This window comes from Ochrobactrum quorumnocens (assembly GCF_002278035.1).
GTDB lineage: Bacteria > Pseudomonadota > Alphaproteobacteria > Rhizobiales > Rhizobiaceae > Brucella > Brucella quorumnocens.
The window spans coordinates 233,844-253,462 of sequence record NZ_CP022604.1 but is presented as its reverse complement, the minus strand read 5'-3'; the positions used below and the strand labels follow the sequence as shown (position 1 = coordinate 253,462).

The following is a 19,619-nucleotide window of genomic DNA, read 5'->3' as shown; positions in this document are numbered from 1 at the left end:
CGAGACGCCGTTTTCAACGGCTCCTCAGGATGAGGGAAAGAGATGTCACGCTCTAGAATGCAAAAACGCCACCCGGTTGGGCGGCGTTTTTGGAGGAATAAGGTATCAATCAGACTGCGAGTTCGACTTCGTTACTGGCAAGTTCCAGCAGGGTCCAGACGTGATCGGCGAATGAGTTCCACACCTCAATGCGATAATGATCTTCGTCCCATTTCAGAAGAATAATCTGGGCATGATCGAATATCGTACGGGCGGCTCCTGGCGCTTGCATCTTGGCCAGTTCCAGCGGAGAAGCGGCATTCAACAACCATTCGGCCTTGGGACCAGTAATATCGACGCCGGTTTCGCGGTGGCTCACTTCCGTCAGGCTGTGCTGCTCGGTTTCATAGAGCTTGGCGAATGCCTGCGTGATGGTTGCGCCCTTGGTTTCCTCGGCCCAGATATACCATTCATCCGGCCCGATGCAGGCGACTGCGATATCATCCGTGCGGATAAGATCGCCGATCTTTGCTGGGATTTTTGCACCTAGCGCTTTTTCCGCTAGCTTCAGTTTTGTGGCCGCAATGCGCAATACGAAACGGGCAGCGTCATCGGCTGCGTGGATTTCCAGACGACCCGGAATAACGACCTTGCGGTTCGAATAAGGTTTTGTCTCAACAAGCATGGTTCAATCCTTATCCGTTCAACTTCGCGCCTTCGGGATCATAAAAGACCATTCCCGAAACAGTGGCTTCATGTACGCTTCCATCGGGCATTGGCATATAAAGCGTTTCACCTATACGGTCCTTGCCGCCAGCAACAACCGCCATGGCAATAGACCGACCAAGGGCCTCGCTCCAATAGGACGAAGTGACATGGCCAAGCATGGTCATCGGCAGCGCCTGTTTTGGATCGGCAACAATCTGTGCGCCTTCTTCCAGAACCAGCTTCGGATCGTTGGTCAACAGACCCACAAGATGCTTGCGATCAGATTTAAGCATATCAGGGCGAGCCAGCGAGCGCTTACCGACAAAATCCGGCTTCTGCTTGCCAACAGCCCAGCCGAGGCTTGCATCATCCGGCGTTATCGTACCGTCAGTGTCCTGACCGACAATGATATAGCCTTTTTCCGCGCGCAGAACGTGCATAGTTTCCGTGCCGTAAGGCGTGATGTCATATTGCTGACCGGCCTCATAGAGTGCCTTCCAAAGTGAAAGACCGTAACGCGCAGGCACGTTGATTTCGAAGCCAAGTTCGCCGGTGAAGCTCATACGGAACAGACGTGCTGGCACGCCGAGGAATGTGCATTCCGCGACCGACATATGCGGGAAGTTTTCGTTTGAGATATCCAGCCCTTCGACCATCGGTTCGATAAGCTTGCGCGCATTGGGACCGTTGATCGCCACAACTGCCCATTGCTCAGTGGTTGAGGTGAGCGAGACTTTCAGCTCCGGCCATTCGGTCTGGAGATAGTCTTCCATCATATTGAGAACACGCGCGGCACCGCCGGTTGTGGTTGTCACATGGAAACGATCCTGCATGAGACGACCAACTACACCGTCATCACGGATGAAGCCATCTTCGCCAAGCAGCAGACCATAACGGCAGCGCCCGACACCGAGCTTCGTCCATGGATTGGTGTACATGCGGTTCATGAACTCTGCCGCATCGGGGCCGACCACTTCGATCTTGCCAAGCGTTGAAGCGTCGAACATGCCCAATGATTGACGCGTGGCCTTGCATTCGCGTGCCACCGCCTTGTGCATGTCTTCGCCGGTTTTCGGGAAGTACCATGCCCGTCGCCACAGCGAGACCGGCTCGAAAGCAGCGCCATGCTGCTCGGCCCAGCTATCGATTGGCGTCTTGCGTGTCACATCAAACAGCTTGCCACGATTGTAGCCGCAGAAAGCACCAAAGGTGGTCGGTGTGTAAGGCGGGCGGAAAGTTGTGAGACCCACCTGCGGCGTTGGCCTCTTCAACGCATCCGCTGCAATCGCCAGACCATTAATGTTGGACGTCTTACCCTGATCGGTCGCCATACCGTTGGTGGTGTAGCGCTTAACATGCTCGATAGAGCGGAAGCCCTCGCGCACAGCCAGACGAATATCCTTGGCCGTCACATCGTTCTGGAAATCGATGAAAGCCTTGGCCTTGCCGGGATCGCGATCTGTCGGCAGTTCGCGCACGCTCTCACCATCGCAGATGAAATCACCAGCAACTGCATATTCAGATGCTTTGGCCTTATGCCCAACATCCTTTGCGGCAGCAGCGCCTGCATCTGCACCTTCGCGAAGAGCGGCCTGCAAATCGAAATTGCCATTGCCTGCTCCTGCACAACGGCTTTCCTCGGTCGGCTTACCCGGAAGATAAATCTGACGCGCGTCATCCCAGACAAGCGAGCCTTTTGTGTGCGAAAAGAGATGCACGCTCGGATTCCACCCACCAGACATCAGCACCACATCGCAGGCAATTATGCGTGCAGCACCGACCGAGCCATTGGAAACCGGATTGACGCGCACGGACGACACACGATGACGTCCGCCAGTGTCCGTAACAGTCCAGCCGGTCAGTGTTTCAATGCCGAGCATTTTGGCACGGTTGATAAGGCTGTCGGCAACGCTCGAACGCACATCGATGATGGCAGGAACCTTGACGCCTGCCACCGCCAAATCGAAAGCCGCGAGCCATGCACTGTCATGCGAGGTGACGACGACAGCCTGATTGCCAACCTTGACGCCATAGCGATTGAGATAGGTGCGTCCCGCGGAAGCCAGCATCACGCCGGGACGGTCATTGCCTGCAAAGACCAGCGGCTTTTCAATCGCGCCCTGCGCCAGCACCACCTGCTTTGCACGCACACGCCACATACGTTCACGCGGTGCATTGGAGGCGGGCTTTGCCTGATGATCGGTCAGGCGTTCGCAAAGGCCGACCATGTTCTGATGGTAATAGCCAATGGCCGTTGTGCGCGGCAAAAGCGTGACATTCGGATTGGCTTTAAGGGCCGCTATGGTTTCATTGAGCCAGTCCCAGCTTGCGCGGCCATTGATGACCGGCTCTGGCTCGGACAGAAGCGAGCCACCAAATTCGGCCTGCTCATCCACGAGGATGACCTTCGCGCCGCTCTTTGCAGCTTCGAGCGCAGCAGCCAGGCCGGCAGGTCCACCACCGGCGATCAGCACGTCGCAGAAAGCATAGCGGCTGGCATAGGTGTCTGGGTCCGGTTCGGATGGCGACTTGCCAAGACCGGCAGCGCCTCGGATGAAAGGCTCATAGACCTTGTTCCAGAAGCTCTTCGGCCACATGAAGGTCTTGTAGTAAAAGCCCGCAGAGAAGAACATGTAGAACGCATCATTGATCGCGCCTACATCGTGCTTGAGCGACGGCCAATGGTTCTGGCTTTCGGCTTTCAAGCCGTCATAGAGTTCGAGAACCGTTGCGCGGGTGTTCGGCTCATAACGGCCCGGTCCTCTTGAGACGCCCATCAGCGCATTTGGCTCTTCGGAACCGGCAGAAAGAATGCCGCGCGGACGGTGATATTTGAACGAACGACCGGCCAGATGTTCGCCATTGGCAAGCATGGCGGATGCCAGCGTATCGCCTTCAAAGCCCGAATAGGACTTGCCGTTGAAGGTGAAACGCACAGCCTTGGCCTTGTTGACGCGGCCTTTGTTATGAATGCGCATATCGGTCATTATTTCGTCTCCGCAGCCGGAGTTTCTGCCAAAGCAGGACGGGGTTCACCGGCCTTGTAGGTGGTGACAAACTTGTCGCTTACCGTGTCGCGCACAGCATTGAAGAAGCGACCGCAGCCATTGATATGCCGCCAGCGTTCATAATGGGTACCGCGAGGGTTTGAGCGCGTGAACAGGAAATCGCGCCATTCATCATCGGAAAGCGTCGATGGATCGGCTGGACGTGCAATATGCGCTTCGCCCGCATAGGCGAATTCCAGTTCCGGGTGTTCCTTCTCGCAATAAGGGCAACGGATAAGAAGCATTTTGTGTTTCCCCTATTCCTTAGTGCGCGACAGCAGCAGCAGCCGCTTCATCGATCAGGCGACCGGTGGTGAAGCGTTCAAGCGTGAACGGTGCGTTGATCCAGTGTGGCTCGTCGCGGGCGATTGTGTGCGCGAAGACATGCGCAGAACCCGGCGTTGCCTTGAAGCCCCCGGTGCCCCAACCGCAATTCACAAACAGGCCCGGAACCGGCGTCTTGCCAATGATCGGCGAACGATCAGGCGTGACGTCAACGATACCACCCCATTTGCGCAGCATCCGCATACGGGTGAAGATCGGGAAGACTTCGCAAATGGCCGCAAGCGTATGCTCGATCAATGGCAGACCGCCGCGCTGGCTATAAGAGACATATTGGTCAGTGCCGGAACCAATCACCAACTCACCCTTGTCGGACTGGCTGATATAGGCATGCACCGAATTGGACATAACTACGCATGGGAAGATCGGCTTGACCGGCTCAGACACCAGCGCCTGTAGCGGGAAGCTTTCAAGTGGCATGCGCACGCCTGCGGTATCCATGACAATCGATGTGCTGCCAGCAGCGGAAACCGCCACCTTCTTCGCCTTGATAAACCCGCGTGGCGTATCAACGCCGGTCACACGGCCCGAAGCATCGCGACGAATGGCCGTCACCGGGCAATTCTGTATGATATCAACGCCGCGCTCGGTTGCACCGCGCGCATAGCCCCAGGCCACGGCATCGTGTCTGGCCACACCGCCTCGCCGCTGCAAGGTGGCACCAACAACCGGATAGCGCGCATTCGCCGAAATATCGAGCGGCGGACAATATGCCTTCGCCTGCTCCTTGGTCATCCATTCATTGTCGATACCATTGAGACGATTGGCATGGATATGACGCTTGAAGCTCTGCACGTCATGAACCGTATGCGCCAGCATCATCACACCGCGCTGCGAGAACATGACGTTATAATTGAGGTCCTGGCTTAGACCTTCCCACAATTTCATCGCGTGTTCGTAAAGATGCGCGCTCTCGTCATAGAGATAGTTGGAGCGGATAATGGTGGTGTTGCGTCCGGTATTACCGCCGCCAAGCCAGCCTTTTTCGATGACCGCGACATTGGTGATGCCGTGTTCCTTGGCCAGATAATAGGCGGCACCCAGACCATGGCCGCCAGCACCGACGATGATCACATCATATTCGGCCTTGGGTTCGGCATCCGGCCATTGCGGCTTCCAGTTCTTATTGCCGGAAAGCGCGTTGCCAACGATAGAAGCTAACGAAAAACGGGACATGAACAACCACCAGTCTTACGGTTCATGCACCCATGCAGCACATGAAAAATCTCTGGTGATATTTGTATTGGCTTGCGCGTGAAACCGACAGCAGGCTTGCGTCAAAAGACGTCACAAATACGACATTAGCACCATTTCGCGACATGGCGAAGATCGGAGCGCCCAAGTGTTGCAATTCGCGTCTGACAAGGACAGTAGTGGAACCGGATTGAATGCGTCACATCAACTTCAACTGGATTGCCGATGACCGATACATTGCCGCTTAAGCCGCTAGACCTGCCTGAGAGCGAATTTGCAAATCTTGTGCCGAATTCCAGACTGCGACAGCAATTCCAGTTCATTCTTGAAGTAGAAAAACTGAAACAGGTGATACGGCGGACCCCACTTCTGGATGTTTCGCGGCGCGAAAATGATGCCGAGCACACCTGGGAACTGACGCTCATGGCGATGGTTCTGCATGAACATGCGAATGAGAAAGTCGATCTCCTGCGTGTACTCAAGATGCTGATCATCCACGACATCGTGGAGATCGATGCGGGCGATACGTTCATTTATGATGCCGTGGGAGCTGTTGATCAGGAAGAGCGCGAAATACAGGCCGCCGACCGGTTATTCGGCATTCTGCCGGAAGATCAGGCGCTGGAGTTTCGCGCGCTGTGGGATGAATTTGAGGCGCGTGCAACGCCTGAATCACAATTCGCGCGCGCGATGGATAGGCTACAGCCGCTCCTTCATAACTTTTTCACCAGTGGCGGAACCTGGCACACGCCGGGTGTGACCGCATCAGACGTACTGGATAGAAAGGCGCCCATTTCACAGGCATCTGACACACTTTGGGACGCCGCTCAGCGGATAATCGCAGAAGGTGTAGAACGCGGATATCTGAAGCAGGGTTGAACTAAACTTTTTAGTTTTGGCTGGATATTGCGAAGCTCTGGTTGTTTTCACGGACGGCCCGAAGGAGCTGCTATGTCCTTAATATTAGTGATTAATAATATTAGAAATCCTCCAAATAGTTTTTATCAAAATAGGACAATATTGTTGTCCTTTTCTCTTTTCTTTTATTGCGTGAAGCGCTACTCAAGCGTTCATAAACGCCTCTTTAAAGAGGGATAAAAGCAAGAAAGGTGATTTCATGACTAGGGAAAATCTACTTGAAAGTGCGCTCGTTCGTCTTGATGAAGCCGCAAGCCATATCAATATCGATCCGGATGTTATCGAAAAGCTGAAATACGCGCGCGAAACCATGAAGGTGCGGTTGATGATCCGCATGGACGACGGCTCGCGTAAATCCTTTCTTGCATGGCGCTGCCGCTATGACGACACTCGCGGACCAACCAAGGGCGGCATCCGTTATCATCCCGAATCAACGGCTGAAGAAGTCGAAACACTCGCTTTCTGGATGACCTTCAAGTGCGCCGTGATGAACCTGCCTTATGGCGGTGGCAAGGGTGCTATCCAGGTTGATCCACGCAAGCTTTCCAAGGCTGAGCTTGAGCGTCTTTCACGCGCCTATATTCAGGCTTTCTCCGGCATCATCGGCCCAGACCGCGATATTCCGGCACCAGACGTCTATACCAACTCCATGATCATGGGCTGGATGGCAGACGAATACTCTCAGATCGTCGGCCAATCCTCACCTGCCGTGATTACCGGTAAGCCATTGGCACTCGGTGGCTCGCTTGGTCGTAACGATGCGACAGCACGCGGCGGCTTCTATCTGGTTCGCCATCTGGCGCACGACCTCGGGCTTGCTTCGCAGCTTCGCGTTGCAGTTCAGGGCTTCGGTAATGCTGGACAGTTTTTTGCGAAACTTATGGCCAGTGACGGCCACAAGATCGTAGCAGTGTCAGATTCGTCGGGTGCGGTTTATTGCGCCAAAGGTCTTGATCTTGATCTGCTTCTGGCAGCAAAGGAACAGGGCAAATCGGTTGTTTCCACTGCTGGTAACAAGGGCCATGAAGCGATCAGCGCTGATGAACTTGTCGCCGTTGATTGCGATGTATTGGCACCAAGCGCCATGGAAAACATGATCCATGTCGATAATGCTGCATCCATCCAAACCAAGTTGATTGTTGAGCTTGCAAACGGTCCTGTTACGCCTGAAGCCGACAAGATTTTGGAGGAAAAGGGCGTCATCATCCTGCCAGATATTCTGGCCAATGCCGGTGGCGTAACTGTTTCCTATTTTGAATGGGTTCAGAACCGTCAGGGCTATTACTGGACGCTTGAAGAAATCCATGAACGCCTGAAAACCATCATGGAACGCGAAGGCCGTGCCATCTGGAACCATGCCAAGCAACACAAGGTTACTGTCCGTTCGGCAGCTTATGTGCATGCGCTGGAACGCCTTGCACAGGCCATCGAAGCGCACGGCACACAGAACTACTTCTCTGCCTGATCGAGCATCTTAAAACGTCCTCCTGTCAGATGTCTGGCGGGAGGGCGTTTCATCGGCAAGCGTCCTTTGCCAGATGGCTATAGTCTGGTCTCTTAACATAACAATCGTCGAATACCTGCTCGCAAGACTCTTTGAATGACGCCTTGCCATCCCTATATCCTGTAAAACCACGATACAGCGAGGAACGGGATGAATATCGGGCAAGCCGCCAAAGCATCGGGCATATCGGCGAAAATGATCCGCCATTATGAAACCATCGGGCTTATCGAGGCTGCCGATAGAACCAGCTCGGGCTATCGCGTCTATACGCAGAATGATGTCGAAACGCTGCGTTTCATCCGTTCAAGCCGTGATCTCGGCTTTCAGGTCGAGCAAATCAAGGAACTACTGGCGCTCTGGCGCGATCGCAACCGCGCATCTGCCGATGTGAAGAAGGTCGCACTCCAGCATGTTGAAGATCTTGAAGCCAAGATGAAGCAGCTGCAGAATATGGCCGATACGCTGCGCCACCTTGCCCATAATTGCCAGGGCAATAATCGCCCCGACTGTCCGATTATTCACGAGCTTGCCACCCATAGCGTGCAAAAGCCTGTGCGCCCCGCACCGCGAAAGGGCGAGTTGCTGCACGGGAAAGTTTGAAACGCTCTTTGGACAAGAGACATATCAAAAAGGCAAAACGCCGGGAATTTCCCGGCGTTTTTGTTTGATGTGCTCTGTCGGTTTATTTTTACGCGCATCTTGTTCCGCAAACCGCTTCGCACTTTTCGGGATACGCTTTATTTCGGAAGCGTATAGGCAATCACGTAGTCGCCCGGCTTAGTCCCGACCGAACCGTGGCCGCCAGCAACCATCAGCACGAATTGCTGATCACCGACCGTATAGGTCATAGGTGTGGACTGACCACCTGCCGGCAAACGTGCCTCCCATAGAACCTCGCCATTGGTAAGATTATAGGCGCGGAGATAGTCATCGACCGCAGCACCCAGGAAGGCAACTCCACCTGCCGTAATCATCGGCCCGCCAATGCCCGGCACGCCAACCTTGAATGGCAGCGGAACCGGTGCCATGTCGCGGATGGTGCCATTGCGATGCTTATAAACCGTCTTGCCTGTGCGCAGATCGACACCCGCAACATAGCCCCAAGGTGGCGACTGACACGGAATGCCGAGCGGGCTTAAGAATGGTCCCATGAAGACGCCATAAGGCGCGCCGTCATTGCGGTTCAGCCCCTGCTCGCTGCCCTTCTCATCCTGTCCACGCGGCGGAATATCCGCACGCGGCACAAGGCGGGAGGTGAAAGCGAGGTAGGTCGGCATGCCGAACATCACCTGACGCACCGGATCAACCGCCACGCTGCCCCAGTTGAAGACACCGAAATTACCTGGATAGACAATCGTGCCTTTCAGAGAAGGCGGCGTATAGCGCCCTTCATAGAAGTGCTGATGGAACGCGATGCGGCAAGCGAGCTGATCGAACAATGTCACGCCCCACATGTCGCTTTCTTTAAGCGGTGGTGGGCTGAATGTCAGATCAGAGATCGGCTGCGTTGGCGACGTATGATCCTCTGGGATTGCGCCGGTTGGAGCCGCAATCTCACTGATCGGAATGATCGGCTCGCCCGTGCGGCGATCAAGCACATAGATATCGCCCTGTTTGGTCGGCCCGACCAGTGCAGGCACACCATCGATGTCAAGAAGAACTGGCTGGGCTGGAACGTCCATATCCCAAAGGTCGTGATGCACTGTCTGGCGCACCCATTTGACTTGACCCGTATTCACATCGAGGGCGACAATGGAAGAAGAATATTTCTCGACATTATCGCTACGCCCCATGCCGAGCTGATCCGGCACCTGATTACCGAGCGGGATATAAACAAGGTTGAGCTTGTCATCGACGCTGAATACCGACCAGCTGTTGGGCGAATTGGTCGTGTAATGCTCGCCTTCCGGCAGCGGCGTCGTAACATCCGGATTGCCCGAATCCCAATTCCAGAGCAGCTCACCCGTGCGGATATCGAAGGCGCGGATAACGCCTGACTGTTCTTCGGTCGAATAGTTGTCATTGACCGCACCGCCGACGATGATCTTGTCACCAACCACAGCTGGTGGCGAGGTCGAGTAATAATAGCCAGCCGGATTATATTTCATCCCATGGCTGAGATCGAGCGTGCCACCATTGGCAAAGTCAGTGCATATTTCCCCGGTAGCAGTATCAAGCGCGATCAGACGCGCATCCGAAGTCGGCAGATAAACGCGCTCAGAGCATTTGGCTCCCGCCGTTGCCGTTGAATCCTTCCAGTAGCTTACACCACGGCAGGTCTGGTGCTGGCGATCGGTATTAAAACCAACCTTGGGATCGAACTTCCACTTTTCTTTGCCCGTCGCAGCATCAAGCGCAATCGCCCAGTTATGTGGGGTACAAAGATAAAGCGAGTCGCCGATCTTGAGCGGTGTCACCTGGTAGGTGGTTTCGCCAACATCCTGCGGCTGTTTCACATCGCCAGTCTGATATTGCCAGGCGACCTGCAGTTTGGAGACATTTTCAGGCGTTATCTGCGCAAGCGGTGAATAGCGCTGCCCGTAAGGTGTACGCCCATATTGATGCCACTCACCCTCGGGCACGTTGCCACCAAGATCAGGTGTTGCAGCAACCTTTTCCGTTGGCAGATCGCCCTTGATATTGGTCGGGTCCTGCGTCATCGAGTAACCCGCGACAACAAGAGCTGCGAGCGTCGCAATGGTCAGCGGTAAACCACCACCATTCAGCGGCTTCCTGATCCATGGCGTGAGCAACCAGAGGCCAAGCAGGACAATAATGCCGCCAGTGGAGCCGAGACGCCACCAATCAAAGCCGACTTCATAAACGGCCCAGCCAAGCGTTCCGAGAATGACCAGCGCATAAATCCAGAGCGCCAAAGCATTTCGTTTGAGAAGGAAAAAGCCGGTCAGCAGGAGGCCGACAGCGATGGCTATGAAGGCCCAGCTGCCACCCAGCGTGGCGAGATAGATCCCGGCTGCGCCGAGCGCAAGACCAATCAGTAACAACACAATAGCCGTAAGAGAAACAAGCAAGACATTACCCCCTTCAAGTAGTGACTGCAGTCCCGCCGTGCATGACTGTTACTCTAATGAAAGCTGCACGGATTAAACCGAATTCGAGGTATTCCTGATTTGGGTGGGAGTGTCGCAGCAAATCCTTTGCCGCGCAACACTACGTTGCCTGCTCATCCACATAGGCGGCAAAATAAAAAATCCAGAGGGAGTGTATCGAAAAGTTCTTATTGATGTATCGGCAACCAATGTGGCCGCCGATACAAGTATTCAATGATTGTTTTTATTAACTCGCCATTGGGCTTTTAAAGCCCCTCAGCCGCAGCGCATTGCTCAGGACAAAGATACTTGAAAGCGCCATGGCACCAGCAGCCAGAACAGGCGACAGCAACGTGCCGGTGAACGGATAAAGGATACCCGCTGCAACCGGGATCAGCGCCACATTATAGGCAAAGGCCCAGAACAGGTTTTCGCTGATATTGCGGATCGTTGCCTTCGAGATCGCAATTGCATTCACCACGCCGCGCAGATCACCCGACATCAGCACCACATCGGCACTTTCAATCGCAATATCCGTGCCGGTACCGATGGCAATTCCGACATCGGCTGCGGCAAGTGCTGGCGCATCATTGATGCCGTCGCCAACAAAGGCAATGCGCTTGCCACCAGCTGAGAGACGCTTCAGTGCTTCGACCTTGCCGTCAGGCAACACTTCGGCCACCACTTCATCAATGCCCAGACGCTTGGCAATGGCTTGCGCCGTGCGACGGTTGTCGCCCGTAATCATTGCCACTTTCAAACCCTGCTCATGCATGGCTGCAATAGCTGCAGGCGTGGTTTCTTTCATCGGATCGGCAACCGTGATAATTGCTGCAAGCTTGCCATCAATTGCTGCATAAAGCGGTGTCTGACCTTCATCGCCAAGGCGACTTGCATCATCGGCAAAAACCGCCACGTCATAGCCAAGCTTTGCCATATAACGGTCAGCACCGATGGCAACCTCATGACCGGCAACGCTGGCTTTAAGGCCAAAGCCGGGGACAGATTCAAAGGCTGAGACATCCGCAAGCTTCAGACCTTTTTCCTTTGCTGCGGTAACAATGGCATCGGCAATCGGATGCTCAGAACGTGCTTCTACAGCGGCGACCAGCGCCAGAGCTTCATCTTTGTTGACACCATCGACAACAGCAAAATGTGCAAGTGCAGGCTTGCCTTGTGTGAGTGTCCCGGTCTTGTCGACAGCGATCACCGATGCATCACGCAGGGTTTGCAATGCATCGCCACGACGGAACAACACACCAAACTCGGCTGCACGACCCGTTCCGACCATGATCGAGGTCGGCGTTGCAAGGCCCATGGCACATGGGCATGCAATGATAACCACAGCAATGGCATTGACCAGCGCAAAGCCCATCATGCCTGTGCCGCCGATGACCAGCCAGACCACGAATGTCAGTGCCGCTGCGACCAGCACTGCAGGCACAAACCAGCCGGTGACTTTATCAACTTTCGCCTGAATAGGCAGCTTGTCGGCCTGTGCATCTTCGACCATACGAACGATCTGCGAGATCACCATATCACGGCCAACCTTGGTCGCGCGGAAGCTGAAGGCGCCGGTCTTGTTGATCGTGCCGCCGACGACTTCTGCGCTCTCTTCCTTGGCAACCGGTACCGGCTCACCGGTAATCATCGATTCATCCACATAAGATGAACCCTCAATCACCTCACCATCCACAGGCACCTTTTCGCCCGGACGCACCTGCACGATATCGCCGACGCGCACATCGTCGAGCGGCACATCGACCGTTTCGCCATCACGGACCACACGTGCAGATTTTGCCTGCAAACCCACCAGACGGCTGATTGCGGCCGAGGTGCGGCCTTTGGCACGTGCCTCCAGATAACGACCAATCAGGATCAGCGTGACAATGACTGCCGCTGCTTCGAAGTAAACATTCACTGTGCCTTCGGGCAGAATATCAGACCAGAAGGTTGCAACGACGGAGAAGCCCCATGCGGCTGTCGTTCCGACGACCACCAGAGAATTCATGTCTGGTGTGCCGCGCAGCAATGCCGGAATGCCTTTCTTGAAAAAGCGCATACCGGGGCCGAACAGTACCATTGTGGTGAGCACGAACTGGAAATACCAGCTGTTCTGCATTCCGATCGTGTCCATGACGAACATGTGCACAGCCGGAATGATATGCGATCCCATTTCAAGAATGAAAACCGGCAGCGTCAGAACTGCGGCAAGGATAACGCTCTTCTTCAGTTCTGCAGCTTCTGCATCGCGCTTGTCAGACTGCGTTTCCTGCGTCGCGTCGCTGCGCGCTTCATCAAGCGAACGGGCTTCGTAACCTGCAGTCTCGACTGCCTTGATAAGGTCACTGAGCGGCACCTGACCCGCAAGCTCTACATGTGCACGCTCTGTCGCAAGATTGACACTGGCGCGCGTTACGCCCGGAACGGCGTTCAATGCCTTTTCGACCTTGCTGACGCAGGACGCGCAGGTCATGCCTTCAATAGCGAGATCAGTGCTACCGGATGGCACGTCATAGCCAGCCTTGCGAATGGCATCGATGACCGCAGGCATATCGGGAGCTGCTTTAAAGGTCACGTCAGCGCGTTCAGTTGCAAGATTGACCAGCACCTTGTCAACGCCCGGCACCTTCGCCACGGCTTTTTCAATGGACGAAACACAGGAAGCGCAACTCATGCCCTCAACGGGAATGGCAAAACTTGTGGCTTCCGGTTTGACTGGCTTGTTCATGGCAATCCCTTTCAGCCCCTGTTTTGAGGAGCGATATTACGAGTTGCACAATAATTAACCCTTCCCACCGTTGGAAGGTCAAGCCTTAATATGGAATGATTTTCAGACTGCCATTTCGTTCTGCGGTTGCATCGTCGCGAGGATCGATCCGCAGCGGGTCTGAATGAATTCCGGCACGTCAGCTGCAGGCATCGGGCGCCCCATGAGGAAGCCCTGCACCTCACCGAAATTCTGTTTACGCAGACATTCGAGCTGTTGCGTTGTCTCCACACCTTCGGCGGTCGTAACAATCTTGAATCCTGCTCCAAGCGTCGCAACAGCCTGAATAATCGCCAGATCGCGGGTGTCTATTTCAATACCGGAAACGAAGCTTCGGTCGACCTTGATCTTGTCGAAAGGAAAAGAGCGCAGATAACTCAGCGATGAATAACCGGTGCCAAAATCATCCATGGCAATGCGGACGCCCAATCGGCGCAACTCGAACAGCAACTCCGTATTGTGCTTGCTGTTTTGCAGAAAGACGGATTCCGTAATTTCCAACTCAAGACGATCCGGCGAAAGCCGGGCTGCATGTAATGCATCCTTCACAGAATCAAGCAACGTGCACTGATTGAACTGGACTGGAGAAAGATTGACCGAGACCTTGATGTCCTCGGGCCATGAAGCTGCCTCCCGACATGCCTCACAAAGAACCCAATCACCAATCGGCCCGATCAGTCCTGCTTCTTCGGCAATCGGAATAAATTCGACCGGAGACACCAGCCCCAATACGGGATGATACCAACGCAGCAAGGCTTCAAAGCCGGATATGCGCCCGGATTCCAAATTGAAGATCGGCTGATAATGCAACTCAAACTGCTGTGCAGCCAAAGCCAGACGCAGGTCGGTCGTCATCGCATGGCGTTTCTCAACGGCAAGGCGCAGGGAATGCTGATAAAAGCAGAAAGTCCGCCTTCCATCTGCCTTGGCCGCATAAAGCGCAAGGTCGACATTTCGCATCAGCACATCAGGATCGTCACCGTGCATAGGAGCCTGTGCAATGCCGATGCTACAGGTCACAAATTCAGAGATGTCACCAAGATCGAACGGCTCCTGGAATGCCGAAAGGAGGCGATCTGCGAACATGGCGATCTGTTCAACCGTATTGCAGTGATAAATGATGGCGAATTCATCGCCACCAAGCCGCGCGATGAACTGATCACTGATGATGTTTTTAAGACGAACTGCGACTTGCTGGAGAAGCAGATCACCAATCTGATGACCTCTGCTGTCATTGATGTTCTTGAAATGATCAATGTCGAGATAAAACAGCGCGAATGCAGGCGCGCACTCTCTCTGTTTCAACACCCCGGTAATGTGCTGCGAGAAATAGGCACGGTTTGGTAAATCCGTCAGACTGTCATGCATGGCGACATGAGCCATACGTTCCTCAATCTGTCGCCGCTCCGTCGTATCTTCTATCATACCAATGAGATAACGCGGCTGATCACCCTCAATAGGAGGGATCGAGCGCTTGATAATACGCATGCGGCGCGGCTTGCCATCGGCGCAACGGATATCACGTTCGACTGTCAAAACACTGCCGCGGCGCATAGCCAGACGGTCCTGCTGGGTCAGAAGCTTTGCTTCCTCCGCAGGAAAGATTTCTGCATCAATCGAACCAATAACCCGATCAATATCGTGCCCGCTGATGCTGGACGCTGCCTGATTGTAGAGGAGGTAACGCCCCCGATCCTTCATGTCCTTAACGAACACGCCAAGCGGCAAGTTATTGACGAGACTGTCGAGAAGCGACTGGGCATGATTTGCCTGCCGGTTGGCCTCTTCCAGCTCGGTAATATCCTGCACAATTGCAAGAATGGCTTGCTTACCGTCAAAGATAACCTGACGCCCATAAGTCAGAACATCGATGGTCTGACCGTTGGCGTTCAGGTGCTGCCAGCGCTCAGGACGTTCCAGATCGCTCCGGTCGCGCACGGCAGCAAACATTCTGTCGCGTTCGGTCTGTGGGCGGATGTCCAGCACTGTCATGCCGGGTATTTCGTCAACGGAATAACCATAGAGCCCATGGGCTGCTTCATTCATGACAATGAAGTGCAGCGTGTCAGGATCATAGACCCACATTGGTGTCGGATGGGTTGTAAAAAGAATGCGGAAATCTTCTTCGGAGGTACGCACCATGGCACCATCCGAGCGAGCCTGACCGGCTTCCCGCTTCCTCATCATTGTCCCCTCATCAGACATATCCTGACTGGATGTTCTCTGTTCTCGTGTCTGGAGAATCAGACCAAACTGTCTGTAGCAGGACGAAACAATCCCGTGGATAGCTTACTGCGTATAATTTTAACAAATTATATATAAATTATCGGAATCGCTAAATTAGCACCTTTGATTTTGATATTCAGAGAGCTTTGCTCTGTCTCTTGACCGGCCTGCTGTTCCGGCCTATGCCTTAAAGCACAAAATTCGTTGGGGTGCCTTCCAAGCAATATCAAGAAAAGTGCTTAGCGCTTTTCTGCCCGATATTGCGACACAAAAGGCTGAGAGACGCTGATCGCGTTAACCCATTGAACCTGATCCGGGTAATACCTGCGTAGGGAACGGAGTTTGACGCGTCGCGGCCGAGGGAGTTCCCTCATCGGAGTTCAGGCTCCCAACAGGTTCATGACGTCTCATTTTTCCGTTCGGAATGAGAGACGACATGATGGACCAAAAAAACAGTTTCTCCCGAACCACATCAAGCTGCATTGCGGCGCCCGTGCCCATATGCGTAACTATTGCTGGCTCTGACAGCAGTGGGGGCGCGGGCATTCAGGCTGATCTCAAAACCTTCTCGGCACTTGGTGTCTATGGTGCAAGCGTCATTGCCGCCATCACAGTGCAGAATACCCGCGCCGTAACCGCGGTGCATGATGTGCCGCCGGAAATTGTCGCTGGCCAGATCGAGGCGGTTTTCAGCGATCTCAATGTCGCCGCAGTCAAAATCGGCATGGTGTCGGTGCCTAAGACTATTCAGGCAATCGCGTTTGGCCTTGAGCATTTTTCCGGCCCTATCGTGCTCGATCCGGTGATGATCGCCAAATCAGGTGATCGTTTATTGAGTGAAGACGCTATTTCGATCCTGCGCGAAAAGCTGATCCCCCTTGCCGCCCTTTTGACCCCCAACAGGCCCGAAGCTGCCTGCCTTCTCGACGCACCAACGGCAGTGACTGACGACGAGGCAGAGGAACAAGGTCGCGCCTTGCTCAAGCTTGGTGCAAAGGCTGTCTTGATGAAAGGCGGACATGCGGAAGGGGCAATTTGCACCGATCTTTTGATCCGCAGTGACCAGCCAACAATTCGGCTTGAAGCACCCCGCATTTACACCGCCAACACGCATGGAACGGGCTGCACGTTGTCCTCCGCGATTGCAGCAGGACTTGGCAAAGACCTCTCGCTTGAACACGCTCTTCGAGAGGCGCACACCTATCTGCAAGCCGCGATCCGGAACGCAGACAAGCTTAAGGTTGGTCACGGACATGGCCCTGTGCATCACTTTCATGCCCTCTGGAATACAGATATCAGGGAGCAGGTATGATGCGGGTTACGATCATCGGCGCAGGCGTGGCGGGCCTTGCCACTGCCGCCGAATTTACCGATCAAGGCCATGCAGTTACCATCATTGCACGCAGTCCGAAAATCGGCAGTGATTGTTGCTCGTGGCTTGCTGGCGGAATGCTTGCACCATGGTGCGAAGGCGAAAGCGCTGAAGAGCCGGTCGTTCGTCTCGGACAGGAGGCCATTGGCTGGTGGGAACGCCAGGTATCTGGCGTCAAACGCGAGGGAACACTCGTGCTTTCGCATCTGCGGGATACCACAGAATTGCGCCGCTTTGCCCGTCGAACGGATGCTTTCGATATTATTGATCAAGCACGCATCGATGCTCTGGAACCCGATCTTGCAGGCCGTTTCCGACAGGGATTGTTCTTCGCGCAGGAAGGACACCTTGACCCACGCAAGACGCTGATCGAACTGGCAGACCGGCTGCAGAAAAAAGGCGTGGTCTTTCATCTTGGAACGGATGCACAAGAGACATCTCTCGACGCGGATATCATAGTCGATGCGCGTGGCCTTGCCGCCCGCGACGTGCTGACCGAACTTCGTGGTGTGAAGGGCGAAATGCTGGTGGTCCGCTCACGCGACATCAACCTCACCCGTCCTGTGCGCCTCCTGCATCCACGCATCCCGCTTTACATCGTACCGCGCGGCGATGGTGTTCATATGATCGGCGCGACCATGATCGAAAGCGATGAGCGCAGTGGGATCAGCGTGCGCTCGACGCTGGAAATGTTGAGCGCGGCTTATGCTTTGCACCCTGCGTTCGGCGAGGCGGAAATTCTCGAAACCGGCGTCGATGCCCGCCCGGCCTTCCCCGATAACCTGCCGCGTGTAAGCAGGCGCGGCAAAACCATTTATGTCAACGGGTTGTACCGGCACGGCTTTCTGCTGTCACCGGCGGTCGCACGTATGGCCGTTGCAGCAGCAACGCAGCCGGAAGAAAGACCTGAACTTTTGGAGGAACTTTCATGACCATCGTTCTCAATGGCGAGGTCGTAGAGACGACTGCGGCCACTCTTGCAGCTTTGCTGACAGAAATCGAACTCGACGAGGCTGTGGTGGCAACGGCACTCAATGGTGAGTTCATCGCGGGTGACGAGCGCGAAACGACTACAATTTCTACTGGCGACCGCATCGAAGTTCTCGCTCCGATGCAAGGAGGTTAAGTTGCTGGAGTTTTATGGAAAAACGTTTGAAAGCCGTCTGTTGCTTGGCACAGCACTTTACCCTTCACCGGCCATTCTAGCGGACAGCGTCCGTTCATCAAAGACGGAAATCGTGACTGTTTCGCTCAGGCGCGAAAGCGGTGACATGCGTGCAGGTCAGGATTTCTGGAAACTTATCAAGCAGATGGACGTGTCTGTCCTGCCCAACACCGCTGGCTGTCACACGCCACGCGAAGCGGTCACTACGGCCAGGATGGCACGTGAAGTCTTCGGCACCAATTGGATCAAACTCGAAGTCATCGGCGATCATGACACGCTGCAGCCTGACCCTTTCGGGCTGGTGGAAGCAGCACGCATCCTTTGCGATGACGGCTTTGATGTTTTTCCCTACATGAATGACGATCTGGTGGTGGCCGAAAAGCTGCTCGAAGCTGGTTGCAAAGTGCTCATGCCATGGGGCGCACCCATCGGTTCGGGGCGCGGGTTGAACAATCCTTATGCGCTCAGAACCATGCGCGCGCATTTTCCCGACGTTCCGCTGGTGGTGGATGCAGGCATCGGCGTGCCTTCACATGCAGCGCACGCAATGGAGCTTGGTTATGACGCGGTGCTGATCAACACCGCCGTCGCCAAGGCTGGTGACCCCACCGCAATGGCCTGCGCTTTCGCACTTGCCGTTGAAGCCGGGCGCCTCGCCTATGAAGCCGATCCGATCGACGCGCGCGATATGGCCGCCCCCTCCACTCCCCTTATCGGAAAGGCATTTTTGTAATGGCCCTCGATCCGTTCTACCCGATCTTTGACAGTGCAGACTGGATCAAACGCATGGTGCCACTTGGCATCAAGCTGGTGCAGTTGCGTATCAAGGATAAGGATGATGCAGAACTGCGCACAGAAATCCGTGCAGCACGTGACATTTGCAAAGCACATGACTGCCAGCTCATCGTCAACGACTACTGGAAGCTGGCGATAGAGGAAGGCTGCGATTTCATACATCTTGGTCAGGAAGATCTCGATGACGCCGATCTCGATGCAATCCGTGCGGGCGGCGTAAAGCTCGGTATTTCCAGCCATGATGAAGCAGAACTCGATCGCGCAATGGCGCTTGAGCCTGCCTATATCGCGCTCGGTCCTGTCTATCCGACCATTCTCAAAAAGATGAAATGGCACGAACAGGGACTGGACCGCGTGCGGGAATGGAAGACAGCCCTCGGTAACATTCCACTCGTTGGCATCGGCGGCATGAATGTCGACCGCGCGCCTGGCGTCTTTAAGGCGGGCGCCGACATTGTTTCAGTCGTCACCGACATCACCTTCAATCCCGATCCGGAAGCCCGCGTGCGGCAATGGATCGAAATTACCCGTGCTTACGTAATTTAGTTT

The 19,619-nt window shown here is 54.7% G+C and carries 15 protein-coding genes and 1 riboswitch; of the genes, 8 read left to right on the top strand and 7 right to left on the bottom strand.

Features of this window, described 5'->3' with window-relative positions; genetic code table 11:
• Window positions 1-109: 109 nt before the first annotated feature.
• The 4 genes from CES85_RS10615 to CES85_RS10600 are packed head-to-tail and all read right to left on the bottom strand — an operon-like array spanning window position 110 to window position 5,252.
• Window positions 110-664: a sarcosine oxidase subunit gamma gene (locus CES85_RS10615; protein WP_095445966.1), complete on the bottom strand. Its 555-nt coding sequence runs from the start codon at window positions 662-664 to the stop codon at window positions 110-112.
• A 10-nt stretch (window positions 665-674) separates the two neighbouring features.
• Window positions 675-3,674, bottom strand: coding sequence for a sarcosine oxidase subunit alpha (locus CES85_RS10610; RefSeq protein ID WP_095445965.1), 3,000 nt, complete (start codon window positions 3,672-3,674; stop codon window positions 675-677).
• Window positions 3,674-3,979, bottom strand: a complete 306-nt coding sequence (locus tag CES85_RS10605) for a sarcosine oxidase subunit delta (RefSeq protein ID WP_095445964.1) — start codon at window positions 3,977-3,979, stop codon at window positions 3,674-3,676. Before CES85_RS10605 ends, CES85_RS10610 begins: the two co-directional genes overlap by 1 nt.
• A 19-nt stretch (window positions 3,980-3,998) precedes the next feature.
• Window positions 3,999-5,252 (bottom strand): sarcosine oxidase subunit beta family protein, encoded by a 1,254-nt coding sequence (locus CES85_RS10600; RefSeq protein WP_095445963.1) that lies wholly within the window; start codon window positions 5,250-5,252, stop codon window positions 3,999-4,001.
• A gap of 243 nt (window positions 5,253-5,495) precedes the next feature.
• Between CES85_RS10600 and CES85_RS10595 the strand changes: the two genes are divergently transcribed.
• The 3 genes from CES85_RS10595 to cueR all read left to right on the top strand — a co-directional run bounded on the left by CES85_RS10595 (window position 5,496) and on the right by cueR (window position 8,292).
• Window positions 5,496-6,149: an HD domain-containing protein gene (locus CES85_RS10595; RefSeq protein WP_095445962.1), complete on the top strand. Its 654-nt coding sequence runs from the start codon at window positions 5,496-5,498 to the stop codon at window positions 6,147-6,149.
• 238 nt (window positions 6,150-6,387) lie between these two features.
• Window positions 6,388-7,653, top strand: coding sequence for a Glu/Leu/Phe/Val family dehydrogenase (locus CES85_RS10590; RefSeq protein WP_095445961.1), 1,266 nt, complete (start codon window positions 6,388-6,390; stop codon window positions 7,651-7,653).
• A 189-nt stretch (window positions 7,654-7,842) separates the two neighbouring features.
• Window positions 7,843-8,292, top strand: coding sequence for a Cu(I)-responsive transcriptional regulator (gene cueR, locus CES85_RS10585; RefSeq protein WP_095445960.1), 450 nt, complete (start codon window positions 7,843-7,845; stop codon window positions 8,290-8,292).
• 137 nt (window positions 8,293-8,429) lie between these two features.
• Here the strand turns inward: cueR and CES85_RS10580 are convergent, their stop codons facing one another.
• The 3 genes from CES85_RS10580 to CES85_RS10570 form a co-directional block, all read right to left on the bottom strand.
• Window positions 8,430-10,724 (bottom strand): glucose/quinate/shikimate family membrane-bound PQQ-dependent dehydrogenase, encoded by a 2,295-nt coding sequence (locus tag CES85_RS10580; protein WP_095445959.1) that lies wholly within the window; start codon window positions 10,722-10,724, stop codon window positions 8,430-8,432.
• Window positions 10,725-10,989: 265 nt separating this feature from the next.
• A complete protein-coding gene (locus CES85_RS10575; protein ID WP_095445958.1) occupies window positions 10,990-13,473 on the bottom strand; it encodes a heavy metal translocating P-type ATPase in 2,484 nt (827 codons plus the stop codon).
• 102 nt (window positions 13,474-13,575) lie between these two features.
• Window positions 13,576-15,696, bottom strand: a complete 2,121-nt coding sequence (locus CES85_RS10570) for a putative bifunctional diguanylate cyclase/phosphodiesterase (RefSeq protein WP_095447836.1) — start codon at window positions 15,694-15,696, stop codon at window positions 13,576-13,578.
• A 237-nt stretch (window positions 15,697-15,933) separates the two neighbouring features.
• A riboswitch (TPP riboswitch) is annotated at window positions 15,934-16,090 on the top strand.
• An 87-nt stretch (window positions 16,091-16,177) separates the two neighbouring features.
• Here CES85_RS10570 and thiD point away from each other — a divergent pair.
• Genes thiD through CES85_RS10545 form a run of 5 tightly spaced genes read left to right on the top strand, consistent with a single transcriptional unit; the run spans window position 16,178 to window position 19,616 of the window.
• Entirely contained in the window at window positions 16,178-17,050 is an 873-nt protein-coding gene (gene thiD / locus CES85_RS10565; RefSeq protein ID WP_095447835.1) for a bifunctional hydroxymethylpyrimidine kinase/phosphomethylpyrimidine kinase, read from the top strand.
• Window positions 17,050-18,042 (top strand): glycine oxidase ThiO, encoded by a 993-nt coding sequence (gene thiO / locus CES85_RS10560; protein ID WP_095447834.1) that lies wholly within the window; start codon window positions 17,050-17,052, stop codon window positions 18,040-18,042. The genes thiD and thiO overlap by 1 nt, the downstream gene beginning before the upstream one ends.
• On the top strand, window positions 18,039-18,236 hold the full coding sequence (thiS, locus tag CES85_RS10555; RefSeq protein ID WP_095445957.1) for a sulfur carrier protein ThiS: 198 nt from the start codon (window positions 18,039-18,041) through the stop codon (window positions 18,234-18,236). Before thiO ends, thiS begins: the two co-directional genes overlap by 4 nt.
• Window position 18,237: 1 nt before the next feature.
• Window positions 18,238-19,008: a thiazole synthase gene (locus tag CES85_RS10550; protein ID WP_095445956.1), complete on the top strand. Its 771-nt coding sequence runs from the start codon at window positions 18,238-18,240 to the stop codon at window positions 19,006-19,008.
• A complete protein-coding gene (locus CES85_RS10545) occupies window positions 19,008-19,616 on the top strand; it encodes a thiamine phosphate synthase (protein ID WP_095445955.1) in 609 nt (202 codons plus the stop codon). The genes CES85_RS10550 and CES85_RS10545 overlap by 1 nt, the downstream gene beginning before the upstream one ends.
• The last annotated feature ends 3 nt before the right edge of the window (window positions 19,617-19,619 follow it).

Coding starts and splice junctions, on each gene's coding strand:
- CES85_RS10595 (WP_095445962.1), top strand. CDS start 5,496: ATGACCGATACATTGCCGCTTAAGCCGCTAGACCTGCCTGAGAGCGAA.
- CES85_RS10610 (WP_095445965.1), bottom strand. CDS start 3,674: ATGACCGATATGCGCATTCATAACAAAGGCCGCGTCAACAAGGCCAAG.
- CES85_RS10600 (WP_095445963.1), bottom strand. CDS start 5,252: ATGTCCCGTTTTTCGTTAGCTTCTATCGTTGGCAACGCGCTTTCCGGC.
- CES85_RS10605 (WP_095445964.1), bottom strand. CDS start 3,979: ATGCTTCTTATCCGTTGCCCTTATTGCGAGAAGGAACACCCGGAACTG.
- CES85_RS10545 (WP_095445955.1), top strand. CDS start 19,008: ATGGCCCTCGATCCGTTCTACCCGATCTTTGACAGTGCAGACTGGATC.
- thiO (WP_095447834.1), top strand. CDS start 17,050: ATGCGGGTTACGATCATCGGCGCAGGCGTGGCGGGCCTTGCCACTGCC.
- cueR (WP_095445960.1), top strand. CDS start 7,843: ATGAATATCGGGCAAGCCGCCAAAGCATCGGGCATATCGGCGAAAATG.
- CES85_RS10575 (WP_095445958.1), bottom strand. CDS start 13,473: ATGAACAAGCCAGTCAAACCGGAAGCCACAAGTTTTGCCATTCCCGTT.
- CES85_RS10615 (WP_095445966.1), bottom strand. CDS start 664: ATGCTTGTTGAGACAAAACCTTATTCGAACCGCAAGGTCGTTATTCCG.
- CES85_RS10570 (WP_095447836.1), bottom strand. CDS start 15,696: ATGAGGAAGCGGGAAGCCGGTCAGGCTCGCTCGGATGGTGCCATGGTG.
- thiD (WP_095447835.1), top strand. CDS start 16,178: ATGGACCAAAAAAACAGTTTCTCCCGAACCACATCAAGCTGCATTGCG.
- thiS (WP_095445957.1), top strand. CDS start 18,039: ATGACCATCGTTCTCAATGGCGAGGTCGTAGAGACGACTGCGGCCACT.
- CES85_RS10590 (WP_095445961.1), top strand. CDS start 6,388: ATGACTAGGGAAAATCTACTTGAAAGTGCGCTCGTTCGTCTTGATGAA.